At 63.0% G+C, this 13820-nt stretch carries 15 protein-coding genes; 6 read left to right on the top strand and 9 right to left on the bottom strand.

Going from position 1 to position 13820, the window contains the following annotated elements; genetic code table 11:
• Positions 1 to 63: 63 nt before the first annotated feature.
• The 4 genes from infA to trxB form a co-directional block, all read right to left on the bottom strand.
• Positions 64 to 282 (bottom strand): translation initiation factor IF-1, encoded by a 219-nt coding sequence (gene infA, locus U873_RS0101780; protein WP_002553999.1) that lies wholly within the window; start codon positions 280 to 282, stop codon positions 64 to 66.
• Between the two features lie 100 nt (positions 283 to 382).
• Positions 383 to 1090, bottom strand: coding sequence for an arginyltransferase (locus U873_RS0101785; protein ID WP_025126601.1), 708 nt, complete (start codon positions 1088 to 1090; stop codon positions 383 to 385).
• Positions 1091 to 1148: 58 nt separating this feature from the next.
• Positions 1149 to 1829 carry a leucyl/phenylalanyl-tRNA--protein transferase gene (gene aat, locus U873_RS0101790; RefSeq protein ID WP_025126602.1) on the bottom strand — a complete coding sequence of 227 codons (681 nt, stop codon included), beginning with the start codon at positions 1827 to 1829 and terminating at the stop codon, positions 1149 to 1151.
• A gap of 76 nt (positions 1830 to 1905) precedes the next feature.
• On the bottom strand, positions 1906 to 2856 hold the full coding sequence (gene trxB / locus U873_RS0101795; protein WP_025126603.1) for a thioredoxin-disulfide reductase: 951 nt from the start codon (positions 2854 to 2856) through the stop codon (positions 1906 to 1908).
• 295 nt (positions 2857 to 3151) lie between these two features.
• On the opposite strand from trxB, the gene U873_RS0101800 reads away from it, so the two are divergent.
• The 6 genes from U873_RS0101800 to cysG all read left to right on the top strand — a co-directional run bounded on the left by U873_RS0101800 (position 3152) and on the right by cysG (position 10673).
• Complete coding sequence (locus tag U873_RS0101800) at positions 3152 to 5560, top strand: DNA translocase FtsK (protein WP_025126604.1); 2409 nt, start codon at positions 3152 to 3154, stop codon at positions 5558 to 5560.
• A 67-nt stretch (positions 5561 to 5627) separates the two neighbouring features.
• Positions 5628 to 6251 (top strand): outer membrane lipoprotein chaperone LolA, encoded by a 624-nt coding sequence (gene lolA, locus U873_RS0101805; RefSeq protein ID WP_025126605.1) that lies wholly within the window; start codon positions 5628 to 5630, stop codon positions 6249 to 6251.
• Between the two features lie 33 nt (positions 6252 to 6284).
• Entirely contained in the window at positions 6285 to 7610 is a 1326-nt protein-coding gene (locus tag U873_RS0101810) for a replication-associated recombination protein A (protein WP_025126606.1), read from the top strand.
• Positions 7607 to 7981 carry a fluoride efflux transporter CrcB gene (gene crcB, locus U873_RS0101815; RefSeq protein ID WP_011062165.1) on the top strand — a complete coding sequence of 125 codons (375 nt, stop codon included), beginning with the start codon at positions 7607 to 7609 and terminating at the stop codon, positions 7979 to 7981. Before U873_RS0101810 ends, crcB begins: the two co-directional genes overlap by 4 nt.
• A 16-nt stretch (positions 7982 to 7997) precedes the next feature.
• A complete protein-coding gene (gene serS, locus U873_RS0101820; RefSeq protein ID WP_025126607.1) occupies positions 7998 to 9278 on the top strand; it encodes a serine--tRNA ligase in 1281 nt (426 codons plus the stop codon).
• Complete coding sequence (gene cysG / locus U873_RS0101825; RefSeq protein WP_025126608.1) at positions 9279 to 10673, top strand: siroheme synthase CysG; 1395 nt, start codon at positions 9279 to 9281, stop codon at positions 10671 to 10673.
• Positions 10674 to 10740: 67 nt separating this feature from the next.
• Here cysG and U873_RS0101830 read toward each other — a convergent pair whose 3' ends face one another.
• The 5 genes from U873_RS0101830 to tusC all read right to left on the bottom strand — a co-directional run bounded on the left by U873_RS0101830 (position 10741) and on the right by tusC (position 13819).
• Positions 10741 to 11742: a glutathione S-transferase family protein gene (locus tag U873_RS0101830; RefSeq protein WP_025126609.1), complete on the bottom strand. Its 1002-nt coding sequence runs from the start codon at positions 11740 to 11742 to the stop codon at positions 10741 to 10743.
• An 88-nt stretch (positions 11743 to 11830) separates the two neighbouring features.
• Positions 11831 to 12832, bottom strand: coding sequence for a glycosyl transferase family protein (locus U873_RS0101835; protein ID WP_025126610.1), 1002 nt, complete (start codon positions 12830 to 12832; stop codon positions 11831 to 11833).
• A complete protein-coding gene (locus U873_RS0101840) occupies positions 12829 to 13164 on the bottom strand; it encodes a TusE/DsrC/DsvC family sulfur relay protein (protein ID WP_025126611.1) in 336 nt (111 codons plus the stop codon). The genes U873_RS0101835 and U873_RS0101840 overlap by 4 nt, the downstream gene beginning before the upstream one ends.
• Entirely contained in the window at positions 13161 to 13457 is a 297-nt protein-coding gene (gene tusB / locus U873_RS0101845; protein ID WP_025126612.1) for a sulfurtransferase complex subunit TusB, read from the bottom strand. The genes U873_RS0101840 and tusB overlap by 4 nt, the downstream gene beginning before the upstream one ends.
• Positions 13457 to 13819: a sulfurtransferase complex subunit TusC gene (gene tusC / locus U873_RS0101850; protein WP_025126613.1), complete on the bottom strand. Its 363-nt coding sequence runs from the start codon at positions 13817 to 13819 to the stop codon at positions 13457 to 13459. Before tusC ends, tusB begins: the two co-directional genes overlap by 1 nt.
• Between the last annotated feature and the right edge of the window lies 1 nt (position 13820).

Raw genomic sequence — 13820 nt, forward strand, 5'->3', positions numbered from 1 at the left:
CTGTGGGTTTTCTTCAGGCGAACAAAAACGCCCGGCATAACCGGGCGTCTTGTATTGACTTGCTTAGCGAGCGCGGTAAGTGATGCGCCCTTTGCTCAAGTCATAGGGCGTCAGCTCGACGCGCACTTTGTCACCGGTAAGAATACGAATGTAGTTCTTGCGCATCTTGCCGGAAATATGCGCGGTTACGACGTGCCCATTTTCCAACTCCACGCGAAACATGGTGTTGGGCAGGGTGTCGACGACAGTGCCTTCCATTTCGAAGCTGTCTTCTTTCGACATGCAGTAAAGCCCTCGGTGTCCAATGAATGGCCCGGTGCAACTGCGCCAGGCAAAAGCGGCGTGCATTGTGCCCGAAAAGTGGGGTTCAAGCCAAGGCCTTCTAGTTGAGGATCACCCATCTCTGGTTTATCAGCAGCTCAATGGGGCGATATTGGGTCTTGTAATTCATTTTTTTGCAGTTTTTGATCCAATAGCCGAGGTAGACCGCATCCAGGCCCAGGCGCAGGGTCTCGCCGATCTGCCAGAGGATCGCAAAGCGTCCCAGGCTGCGGCGTTCTTCGTCCGGTTCATAGAAGGTGTAGACCGCCGAAATCCCATTGGGCAGCAGGTCGGTGACCGCCACCGCCAGCAGGCGCCCGTGCAGGCGGAACTCGTAGAAGCGCGAAAACGGCAGGTCGCGCACCAGAAAGGTGGAAAACTGGTCGCGGCTGGGGGGGAACATGTCGCCATCGGCGTGACGCTGCTCGATATAGCGCTGGTACAGATCGAAGTACTCTTCGCTGAAACCAGGCTTGGCGGCCTGCACCGTCAGGTCGCTGTTGCGCTTGAGGATGCGTTTTTGCTGGCGATTGGGGATGAACTGCGCCGCCGGAATGCGCGCCGGGACGCAAGCGTTGCAGTTCTGGCAGTGGGGGCGATACAGGTGATCGCCACTGCGACGAAACCCCATTTCCGACAGATCAGCGTAGACATGCACGTCCATGGGCTGGCTAGGATCGAGAAACAGGGTGGTCGCCTGTTCGTCGGGCAGGTAGCTGCAAGCGTGGGGTTGAGTGGCATAAAACTTCAGGCGCGCCAACTCGGTCATGAGTCAACCCTCGGAATAAGCTTTGGGTTTAAGTGTAAGCCACAGCGGTGAAACCCGCCTAGGAAACCCATATGGCGCGGCTCGGCTGGTCCAGGTGGCGCTCCAGGTAACCGGCAAATTCCGGGCGGGGGATGGAGCGAGCGCCCAGGCTGTGCAAATGCTCGGTGGGCATCTGGCAGTCAATCAGCACGAAACCCCAGTCACGCAGCTGCTGCACTAGGGTGGCGAAACCGAATTTTGAGGCGTTGTCGGCGCGACTGAACATCGACTCGCCGAAAAACAGTTGGCCCATGGCCAAGCCGTACAGTCCACCCACCAGCGTGCCCTGGTCCCAGACCTCCACCGAATGGGCGAGGCCGCGTTGATGCAATTGCAGGTAGGCCTGCTGCATGGCTTCGGTGATCCAGGTGCCATCGGCATAGGCCCGAGGGGCTGCACAGGCGCTGATGACCGCCGCGAAATCCTGGTCGAAGGTGACCTGGTAGCGTTGCTGGCGCAGCAATTTGTTCAGGCTGCGTGAAATGTGCAGCTCGTCGGGAAACAGCACGGTGCGAGGGTCGGGGGACCACCAGAGGATCGGCTGGCCTTCGGAGAACCAGGGAAAACAGCCGTGGCGATAGGCCCGGATCAGGCGATCGGCGGAAAGATCGCCGCCGGCAGCCAGCAGGCCATTGGGCACGCGCATGGCTTTTTCCAGTGGCGGGAAATCCAGGGAGTTGCGTTGTAACCAGGTCAGCATGGCATCCAGACTTACGGCAGGGGAGGGCGGTGGCAGGCCTTTGCATTGCGGCCCGCCACAAGCCTAGGGCGTGAGATCAGTGGTCGTCGAGGAATTTTTCCGCGTCCAGGGCGGCCATGCAGCCGGCGCCGGCTGAAGTGATGGCCTGGCGGTAGACGTGGTCGGCCACGTCGCCGGCGGCAAACACTCCTTCGATCCCGGTGGCCGTGGCATTGCCTTCGCTGCCGCCCTTGACCAGCAGGTAGCCGTCGCGCATCTGCAGTTGGCCCTGGAACAGGTCGGTATTGGGTTTGTGGCCGATGGCGATAAACACCCCGGCCAGGGCCAGCTCCGTGGTCGCGCCAGTGTGGCTGTCCTTGAGGCGGGCACCGGTGACGCCGCTGGCATCCCCGAGCACCTCATCCAGATGCTGGTTCCAGTGCAGGCGGATATTGCCGTTGGCGGCCTTGTCGAACAGTTTGTCCTGGAGAATCTTCTCTGCCCGCAGCTTGTCGCGACGGTGCACCAGGTGCACTTCCCTGGCGATATTGGACAGGTACAGGGCTTCTTCCACGGCGGTGTTGCCGCCACCGACCACCGCCACCACTTGATTGCGATAGAAGAAACCGTCGCAGGTGGCGCAGGCGGAGACGCCCTTGCCGGCAAAGGCCTCCTCGGAGGGCAGGCCCAGGTATTGGGCGGAAGCACCGGTGGCGATGATCAATGCGTCGCAGCTATAAGTGCCGCTGTCGCCGATCAGGACAAACGGCCGTTGCTGCAACTGTGCGGTGTGGATGTGGTCATAGGCGATCTCGGTGTCAAAACGCTCGGCGTGCTTTTGCATGCGCTCCATCAGCACCGGGCCGGTCAGGCCTTCGACATCGCCGGGCCAGTTGTCGACTTCAGTGGTGGTGGTCAATTGCCCGCCGGCCTGCAGGCCGGTGATGACCGTCGGTTTGAGGTTGGCGCGAGCGGCATAAACGGCAGCGCTGTAACCGGCAGGGCCGGAGCCCAGAATGATCAGGCGTGAATGCTTCGCTTGGTTCATAAAAACACCTCATAAGCCTTTGTCACAAAAGAGAATGCATGCTCCAATTGAACAGTCCGTACAGCGCAATTGACTATGCTTGGCAAACGGTCGCGAAGTGGCATGGCCTGAACAAACCCGTACAATACGACGCTGTACCAGGCTTATTCAGAATTGCACTGTTTCAGAAGCAAGGGGCAGAGTGTTAAAAGTAGCCCCAGTTACGCCGGTCAACTTTATTTACCTGCTCGGATTGAGCAGTATCTTGTAGTCAATCACCCGTTGGACGCGCCCATGGCGCAGGAAAAGACGCGTTTTGAAGAAATCCACCGCAGCACCTAAACCTGTTGTTCCGCTCTGGCGTCAACAATTGCACTACCGACTCAAGGAAGGTGCGTTGATTGCCATTGGAGCCCTGTGCCTGTTTCTGATGATGGCACTTCTGACCTACGGGAAAGATGATCCGGGCTGGAGTCATAACAGCAAGATTGAAGACGTGCAGAACTTCGGCGGTCCCGCCGGTTCCTACAGCGCCGATATCCTGTTTATGGTGTTGGGTTACTTCGCCTATATCTTCCCGTTGCTGCTGGCGATCAAGACCTACCAGATCTTCCGTCAGCGCCATGAGCCCTGGCAGTGGAGCGGCTGGCTGTTTTCCTGGCGGCTGATCGGCCTGGTGTTCCTGGTGCTGTCCGGTGCTGCGCTGGCCCATATCCATTTCCATGCCGCCACCGGGCTGCCGGCGGGTGCTGGCGGTGCCCTCGGCGAAAGCCTGGGCGACCTGGCCAAGAATGCCTTGAACGTGCAGGGCAGCACCCTGATGTTCATTGCCCTGTTCCTGTTCGGCCTGACGGTGTTCACCGACCTGTCCTGGTTCAAGGTGATGGACATCACCGGCAAGATCACCCTCGACCTGTTCGAACTGTTCCAGGGCGCCGCCAATCGCTGGTGGGACGCTCGCGTGGAGCGCAAGCAACTGGTGGCGCAACTGCGTGAAGTGGATGCCCGGGTCGATGAGGTGGTGACCCCCAACGTCGCCGACAAGCGTGAGCAGGCCAAGGTCAAGGAACGCCTCATCGAGCGCGAACAGGCCCTGAGCAAGCACATGTCGGAGCGCGAGAAGCAGGTGCCGCCGGTGATCACCCCGATCGCCACCAAGGCGCCGGAGCCGAGCAAGCGCGTGCAGAAAGAGAAGCAGGTGCCGTTGTTCATCGACAGCGCCGTGGAAGGCACCTTGCCGCCGATCTCGATCCTCGACCCGGCAGAAAAGAAGCAGCTCAACTATTCCCCCGAATCCCTGGCGGCCGTCGGCCACTTGCTGGAGATCAAGCTCAAGGAGTTCGGTGTCGAGGTTTCGGTGGACTCCATCCACCCGGGCCCGGTGATTACCCGCTACGAGATCCAGCCGGCGGCCGGGGTCAAGGTCAGCCGTATCGCCAACCTGGCCAAGGACCTGGCCCGCTCCCTGGCCGTGACCAGCGTGCGGGTCGTGGAAGTGATTCCCGGCAAGACCACCGTGGGCATCGAGATTCCCAACGAAGACCGGCAGATCGTGCGCTTCTCCGAGGTTCTCTCGACCCCGGAATACGACAACTTCAAGTCCCCGGTGACCTTGGCCCTGGGCCATGACATCGGTGGCCGGCCGGTCATCACCGACCTGGCGAAGATGCCGCACCTGCTGGTGGCCGGTACCACCGGTTCCGGTAAGTCGGTGGGGGTCAACGCCATGATCCTGTCGATCCTGTTCAAGTCCGGCCCGGAAGACGCCAAGCTGATCATGATCGACCCGAAGATGCTCGAACTGTCGATCTACGAAGGCATTCCACACCTGCTGTGCCCGGTCGTGACCGACATGAAGGACGCAGCCAACGCCCTGCGCTGGAGCGTGGCGGAGATGGAGCGGCGCTACAAACTGATGGCCAAGATGGGCGTGCGCAACCTTTCGGGTTTCAACGCCAAGGTCAAGGAAGCCATCGACGCCGGCACGCCGCTGACCGACCCGCTGTACAACCGCGAGAGCATTCATGACGAAGCGCCGCTGCTGAGCAAGCTGCCGACCATCGTGGTGGTGGTGGATGAATTCGCCGACATGATGATGATCGTCGGCAAGAAAGTCGAAGAGCTGATCGCCCGTATCGCACAGAAGGCCCGGGCCGCCGGTATCCACCTGATCCTCGCGACCCAGCGGCCGTCGGTGGACGTGATCACCGGCCTGATCAAGGCCAACATCCCGACCCGCATGGCGTTCCAGGTGTCGAGCAAGATCGACTCGCGGACCATCATCGACCAGGGGGGCGCCGAGCAGCTGCTGGGCCACGGTGACATGCTCTACATGCCGCCGGGCACCAGCCTGCCGATCCGTGTCCACGGCGCCTTTGTCTCCGACGATGAAGTGCACCGGGTGGTGGAAGCCTGGAAGCTGCGCGGCGCGCCGGAATACAACGACGACATCCTCAACGGCGTCGAAGAGGCCGGCAGCGGCTTCGAAGGCAGCAGCGGCGGTGGCGACGGCGATGATCCGGAAGCCGACGCGCTCTACGATGAAGCCGTGCAGTTCGTCCTGGAAAGCCGCCGGGCTTCGATTTCGGCGGTGCAGCGCAAGCTAAAGATCGGCTACAACCGCGCCGCGCGGATGATCGAGGCCATGGAAATGGCCGGTGTGGTCACCGCGATGAACACCAACGGCTCACGCGAAGTGCTGGCGCCGGGTCCGATGCGCGACTGATCCCTGTTTTGACACCCGCGGCGTGACCTCACGCCGCTCGCCTACCCATCCATTTATGAGGAATTCCATGCGCCTGATTCGCATGTTGCTGCTGCCGGTATTGGCCGTGACCACGTTGTCGGCCCACGCCGATCCGAAAGACGTGGCGCGCCTGACCCAGTTGCTGGAAAAGTCCCAGACCCTGACCGCGCGCTTTTCCCAGCTGACCCTGGATGGCAGCGGCACCCAGTTGCAGGAAACCGCCGGTGAGATGTCCCTGCAGCGTCCGGGCCTGTTCTACTGGCACACCGATGCACCGCAAGAACAACTGATGGTCTCCGATGGCCAGAAAGTTTCCCTGTGGGACCCGGACCTGGAGCAGGTGACCATCAAGAAGCTCGACCAGCGCTTGACCCAGACTCCGGCGCTGCTGCTGTCCGGTGATGTGTCGAAGATCAGCGAAAGCTTCGACATCACCTCCAAGGAGGCCGGTGGCGTGATGGACTTCACCCTCAAGCCGAAAACCAAGGACACGCTGTTCGACAGCCTGCGCCTGTCGTTTCGCAACGGCATGATCAACGACATGCAACTGATTGACAGCGTTGGCCAGCGCACCAATATCCTGTTCACCGGGGTCAAGGCCAACGAATCGATCCCGGCGTCCAAGTTCAAGTTCGACATCCCCAAGGGTGCCGATGTGATCCAAGAGTAAGTAGCCGCAACCGCGAGGTTTCGAAGGTAGTCCATGGACCTGTTTCGTAGTGCCCCGATCGCCCAGCCCCTGGCTGCACGCTTGCGTGCCACCAACCTGGACGAGTACGTCGGCCAGCAGCACCTGCTGGCCCGGGGCAAGCCGCTGCGCGAGGCCCTGGAACAGGGCGCCCTGCATTCGATGATCTTCTGGGGCCCGCCGGGGGTCGGCAAGACCACCCTGGCGCGGCTGCTGGCGGAAGTCTCGGACGCCCACTTCGAAACCGTCTCGGCGGTGCTGGCCGGGGTCAAGGAGATCCGCCAGGCGGTGGAGATCGCCAAGCAGCAGGCCGGGCAGTACGGTCGGCGGACCATTCTCTTCGTCGATGAAGTGCATCGCTTCAACAAGTCGCAGCAGGACGCCTTCCTGCCCTATGTGGAAGACGGCACGCTGATCTTCATCGGCGCCACCACGGAAAACCCCTCGTTCGAACTGAACAACGCCTTGCTCTCCCGCGCTCGGGTCTATGTGCTCAAGAGCCTGGATGAAGCGGCCCTGGGCAGCCTGGTGCAGCGCGCCCTGAGCGAAGAGCGGGGCCTGGGCAAGCGCCAGCTGAGCCTCAGCGATGAGGGGTTCCAGATGCTGCTGTCGGCGGCCGATGGCGATGGCCGGCGCATGCTCAACCTGCTGGAAAATGCCTCGGACCTGGCGGAAGACGGTGGCGAAATCAGCGTCGACCTGTTGCAGAGCCTGCTGGAGGATACCCGTCGGCGTTTCGACAAGGGCGGCGAGGCGTTCTACGACCAGATTTCCGCGTTGCACAAGTCCGTGCGCGGCTCCAACCCCGACGGCGCCCTGTACTGGTTTGCGCGCATGCTCGACGGCGGCTGCGACCCGCTGTACCTGGCCCGGCGCGTGGTGCGCATGGCCAGCGAGGACATCGGCAACGCCGACCCCCGCGCCTTGAGCTTGTGCCTGGCGGCCTGGGATGTGCAGGAGCGCCTGGGCAGCCCCGAAGGCGAGCTGGCAGTGGCCCAGGCCATCACCTACCTGGCCTGCGCGCCGAAAAGCAACGCCGTGTACATGGGTTTCAAGGCCGCCATGCGCGCCGCCGCCGAGCACGGTTCCCTGGAAGTGCCGATCCACCTGCGCAATGCCCCGACCAAGCTGATGAAGCAATTGGGTTATGGCGATGAATACCGCTACGCCCACGACGAGCCGGATGCCTACGCCGCCGGTGAAGACTATTTCCCCGAAGAACTCGAACCCTTGCCGCTCTACCAGCCGGTGCCTCGTGGCCTGGAACTGAAGATCGGCGAGAAGCTCAAGCACCTGGCGGCCCTAGACCGAGCCAGCCCCCTGCAGCGGAGAAAACCGTGATCCCATTGATCCTTGCCGTCTCCGCCGGCGGCGTGGCCGGCACCCTGTTGCGCTTTGCCACCGGCAACTGGATCAACGCCAATTGGCCGCGGCACTTCTATACCGCGACGCTGGCCGTTAATATCGTGGGCTGCCTGCTGATCGGCGTGTTGTACGGGCTGTTCCTGGTCCGTCCGGAAGTGCCGATCGAAGTGCGTGCCGGATTGATAGTGGGCTTCCTCGGTGGCCTGACGACTTTTTCATCCTTTTCACTGGATACCGTGCGTCTGCTGGAAAGCGGACAAGTGGCGCTGGCCCTGGGCTATGCGGCACTGAGTGTATTCGGCGGGCTGCTTGCTACCTGGGCCGGCCTGTCCTTGACCAAACTTTGATAAACGAGAGAACGACATGCTCGATTCCAAACTGTTACGTAGCAACCTCCAGGACGTAGCGGATCGTCTGGCATCCCGCGGCTTTGCCCTGGATGTGGCACGCATCGAAGCGCTGGAAGAACAGCGCAAGACCGTGCAGACCCGCACCGAACAACTGCAGGCTGAACGTAACGCGCGCTCCAAGTCCATTGGCCAGGCCAAGCAGCGTGGCGAAGACATCGCCCCGTTGATGGCTGACGTCGAGCGCATGGGGAACGAGCTGACCTCCGGCAAGGCCGACCTGGAAACCATCCAGAGCGAGCTGGATTCGATCCTGCTGGGCATTCCCAACCTGCCGCACGAATCGGTGCCGGTCGGCGAAGACGAAGACGGCAACGTCGAAGTGCGCCGCTGGGGTACGCCGACGGCCTTCGATTTCCCGATCAAGGACCATGTGGCCCTGGGTGAAACCCACGGCTGGCTGGACTTTGAAACCGCGGCCAAGCTGTCTGGCGCACGTTTTGCCCTGCTGCGCGGCCCGATCGCCCGTCTGCACCGCGCCCTGGCGCAGTTCATGATCAACCTGCACACCGGCGAGCACGGCTACGAAGAGGCCTACACCCCGTACCTGGTGCAGGCTCCGGCGCTGGTGGGCACCAGCCAGCTGCCGAAGTTCGAGGAAGACCTGTTCAAGATCACTCGCGAAGGCGAGGCCGATCTGTACCTGATCCCGACCGCCGAGGTGTCCCTGACCAACATCGTCGCCGGCGAGATTCTCGATCCCAAGCAACTGCCGCTGAAGTTCGTCGCCCACACCCCGTGCTTCCGCAGTGAAGCCGGTGCCTCGGGCCGCGACACCCGCGGCATGATCCGCCAGCACCAGTTCGACAAGGTCGAGATGGTCCAGGTGGTCGAGCCTTCGACTTCCATGGAAGCGCTGGAAGGCCTGACCGCCAACGCTGAAAAAGTCCTGCAACTGCTGCAACTGCCGTACCGGGTATTGGCCCTGTGCACCGGTGACATGGGCTTCAGCGCGGTCAAGACCTACGATCTGGAAGTCTGGGTGCCGAGCCAGGACAAGTACCGCGAGATTTCCTCGTGCTCCAACTGTGGCGATTTCCAGGCCCGGCGCATGCAGGCGCGTTTCCGCAACCCGGAAACCGGCAAGCCGGAGCTGGTGCACACCCTCAACGGTTCCGGCCTGGCCGTGGGCCGCACCCTGGTGGCCGTGCTGGAAAACTACCAGCAGGCCGACGGCTCGATCCGCGTGCCGGACGTGCTGAAGCCTTACATGGCTGGCCTTGAGGTCATCGGCTAAATGGAATATCTGCCGCTGTTTCACACGCTTCGCGGCAGTCGTGTGTTGGTGGTCGGCGGCGGGGAGATTGCTTTGCGCAAGTCCCGCCTGCTGGCCGATGCCGGTGCGCAGCTGCGGGTGGTTGCACCTGAAATAGAAGCGCAATTGCAGCAACTGATCGTCGCCAGTGGCGGTGAGTCGCTGCTGCGCGGCTATGTCGAGGCGGATCTGGACGGTTGCACCCTGATCATTGCAGCGACTGACGACCAGGCCCTCAATGCTCAGGTCTCGGCCGATGCCCATCGGCGTTGCGTGCCGGTCAATGTGGTGGATGCCCCGGCCCTGTGCAGCGTGATCTTCCCGGCTATCGTCGACCGTTCACCTTTGGTGATCGCGGTCTCCAGTGGCGGCGATGCGCCGGTGCTGGCGCGCTTGATCCGGGCCAAGCTGGAAACCTGGATTCCCGCCACCTACGGCCAACTGGCCGGCCTGGCCGCGCGTTTCCGTACTCAGGTGAAGCAACTGTTGCCCAACGTGCAGCAGCGTCGGGCCTTCTGGGAAGATGTGTTCCAGGGGCCGATCGCCGATCGTCAACTGGCCGGGCAGGGCGCCGAAGCCGAGCGTCTGCTGCAGGCCAAGGTCGACGGGCAGGCGGCCGAGGCAACGGGCGAGGTGTATCTGGTGGGGGCAGGCCCGGGCGATCCGGACCTGTTGACCTTCCGTGCCCTGCGCCTGATGCAGCAAGCGGATGTGGTGCTCTACGACCGTCTGGTGGCGCCGGCGATTCTCGAACTGTGCCGGCGTGATGCCGAACGCATCTATGTCGGCAAGCGTCGCGCCGATCACGCAGTGCCTCAGGACCAGATCAACCAGCAATTGGTGGACCTGGCCCGGCAAGGCAAGCGGGTGGTACGGCTCAAGGGCGGCGACCCGTTCATCTTCGGTCGTGGTGGTGAAGAGATCGAGGAACTGGCGGCCCATGGCATTCCCTTCCAGGTGGTGCCGGGAATTACCGCGGCCAGCGGCTGCTCGGCCTATGCCGGCATTCCCTTGACCCACCGCGACTACGCGCAATCCGTGCGTTTTGTCACCGGTCACCTCAAGGACGGCAGCACCAACCTGCCTTGGCACGATCTGGTGGGCCCGGCCCAGACCCTGGTGTTCTACATGGGCCTGGTGGGGCTGCCGGTGATCTGCGAGCAGTTGATCAAGCACGGTCGCGGCGCGGATACCCCGGCGGCGCTGATCCAGCAGGGCACCACGGTCAACCAGCGGGTGTTCACCGGCACCCTGGCCAACCTGCCGCAACTGGTGGCGGAGCATGAAGTGCATGCGCCGACCCTGGTGATAGTGGGTGAAGTGGTGCAACTGCGGGACAAGCTGGCCTGGTTCGAAGGCGCCCAGTCCGAGGTCTGAAAAGCTTCGCCGGCAAGCCGGCTCCTACAGGCACGATGTAGGAGCTGGCTTGCCAGCGAGAGCGTCCTCAATCCCTGCACCAAACCCCTAGTCCACTCAACCGTTGCCGATCATGGCCGCGGCTGAAATCCTGCTGCGGCCCCTTGGGCACAATCCTCGTCGGATTGATGGTGGTGTGGCTGGCGTAGTAGTGCCCCTTGATGTGGGTAAAGTCCACGGTCTCGGCAATCCCCGGCCACTGGTACAGTTCCCGCAGCCAGTTCGCCAGGTTGGGGTAGTCGGCAATCCGCCGCAGGTTGCACTTGAAGTGGCTGTAGTACACCGCATCGAAGCGAATCAGCGTGGTGAACAGCCGCACATCGGCCTCGGTCAAGTACTCGCCTGCCAGGTAGCGATGGGTACCCAGGTGCTGCTCCAGGCGGTCCAGTTCGGCGAAGACATCATCGAAAGCCGACTCGTAGGCCTGTTGTGACGTGGCAAACCCGGCGCGGTACACGCCATTGTTCACTGCCGGATAGATGCGCTCGTTGAGGGCATCGATCTCGCTGCGCAGGGGCTGCGGATAAAAATCCAGGGTGTTGCCGGTGAGGCCGTCGAAGGCACTGTTGAACATGCGGATGATTTCCGCCGACTCATTGCTGACGATGCGTTTCTGCTGTTTGTCCCAGAGCACCGGCACCGTGACGCGGCCGGTGTAGTCGGCGGTATCGGCGGTGTAGCGCTGGTGCATGAAGTCCAACTGATCGAGGGCATCGCCGCTGGAGCCGTGACTCTTGTCGAAGGTCCAGCCATTCTCGCCCATCAGCCAGCTGACCACCGACACCTCGATCAGGCTTTCCAGGCCCTTGAGCTTGCGCATGATCAGGGTGCGGTGGGCCCAGGGGCAGGCCAGGGACACGTACAGATGGTAGCGCCCGGCCTCGGCGGCAAAACCGCCTTCGCCACTGGGCCCGGGCCGGCCATCGGCGGTGACCCAGTTGCGCCGCTGCGCCTGTTCGCGCTGGAAGGCACCGTCTTTGCTGCTTTCATACCACTGGTCATGCCAGCGTCCTTCGATCAGCAGTCCCATGGAATGCTCCTCGGCCAATATGGGTTGGAGTGCAGTCTATTCCTGTGGGTTCGAACAAAAAGCGCAAAAACTGGGCAGTCAGGATCGATTAAATCGATCGGTCCCGGGCATCCCAATACTGCTGCGCCAACTCGAAGGCCTGCTCCCGGGGCGTGCCCAGGCCGCGCAAGGCCAGGGCCATGGTCGCCAACAGGGCAAGCTGCGGGTAGCTGTCTTCGGCTTCGCCGCGCCACAGCGCCTTGAGGTGTTCGGGGTCAAGGCTGGCCGGCTTGACGTGCCGCTGGGCCGACAGCATCGGCCACTCTTCGTCCCAACTGATGCCGCCGGTGCTGCCATACAGGTGGCTGTCGGCGTCCGGGTTGATCTCGATCTCGCCGCCGTCGCCCTTGATCACAATCACGTTGTCCCCCAGCAGGCCGCTGGCGTCGCGGTGCACGGCCTGGTAACCGGGGTGGAAGATGCTCTGCAGGCCGCAGCGGGCACCCAGGGGGTTGAGCAGCCGCGCCAGGGAGTGGATCGGCGAGCGCAGGCCCAGGGTGTTGCGCAGGTCGATCATCCGTTGCAACTGCGGTGCCCAGTCCCCCAGGGGCATGAAGGCCAGGTTGCCCTGGTCCAGGGCGCTGCCGACCGCTTGCCAGGTACGGCACAGGGGAATCCCCAGGGGCTCCAGCAGCTGTTCGGTGTACAGGCGCCCGGCGGTGTGAGCGCCGCCGCCATGCAGCAGGATGCGCACGCCGTTCTGCGCCAGGCACTTGGCCGCCAGCAGGTACCAGGGCAGGTGGCGCTTCTTGCCGGCATAGGTCGGCCAGTCCAGGTCCAGGGCGATTGGCGGGGCGTTCAGGCGCTGGCGCAGGGCCTCGGTGAAGCCTGCCAGTTCCTCCGGGCTCTCTTCCTTGTGCCGCAGGAGCATGAGGAAGGCCCCCAGCTGGGTGTCCTCGACCTGCTCGTCCAGCAGCATGCCCATGGCTTCCCGGGCTTCTTCCCGGGTCAGGTTGCGCGCCCCGCGCTTGCCTTTGCCCAGGATCCGCACGAACTGGGCGAAGGGATGCTCGGCAGGGGTTTGGGTGAGCAGGGGAGTGAATTCGGTCATAGACAATTGGTCGGCCTCGGCAGGCCCGCCAGCTTGGCGGCAAGTTTGGCGGGGGTGCCCTTGAACAGGCGATTCAGGTGCAGGCTGTTGCCCTTGTCCGGGCCCAGCTTGAGGGCGCAGTACTTGATCAACGGGCGGGTGGCCGGAGACAGCTGGAACTCCTGGTAGAAGCCCCGCAGCAGGTCGAGGACTTCCCAGTGTTCGGCGCTGAGCTCCAGTGCTTCCGCCGTGGCCAGGGCCTCGGCCACCTCGGCGGACCAGTCCTCCAGGTTGACCAGGTAGCCGTCCTTGTCCAGTTCGATGGCCCGGGGGCCGACAGTCAAGGTGCTCATAGCCAGGTATTGACCTTGTCATGCTGGATCGACAGCTCGACAAAACCCGGATAGTCCACGGCCCTGGCCCAGTCCGGCAATGCCAGGCCGCGGGCCTGGAGGTCTTCGTCAAGGACGTAGAGGTTCAGGCCACGGCGGGCGCTCAACTCGTTGCAGGCGGCGGTGCCGGGCTGCAGGGCGTAGGCCGCATCGCCGCATAGCAGCAACGCATCGGCGGTGCCCAATAGGCGCAGGCAACTGTCCAGGCGCGTATCGGTGAAGGGGGAGTGGGACAACACATGCAAGGTCGACATCAGAGGGTGATCACCTGGTCATAACGGTCAATGATCCCGGCCAGTTGCGGGGCACTCAACAGCTCTACCTCATCGAAGTTCAGGGCGGCCGGGTCGAGGCCGCGCTGGGCCAGGCTCACCTGGCAGGCAAACAGCTCGTCCACGCCGAACAGCGACAGCGCCTGGAGGTTGGCCCCCAGGTCCTTGAGCTGCAGGGCTGCGGGTTGCTGCCCGGGGGCCAACTGCAGCACGCCGTCATCGAGAAACAGCACGCCGATGGGCAGGTCGAAGGCGCCGCCGGCGAGCACGATGTCCAGTGCTTCCCGGGCGCCGGGGCCGGACCAGGGAGCCTGGCGGCTGATCAACAACAGAGACTTGGCCATT

The organism is Pseudomonas sp. PH1b, assembly GCF_000633395.1.
In the GTDB taxonomy this organism is placed as follows: domain Bacteria; phylum Pseudomonadota; class Gammaproteobacteria; order Pseudomonadales; family Pseudomonadaceae; genus Aquipseudomonas.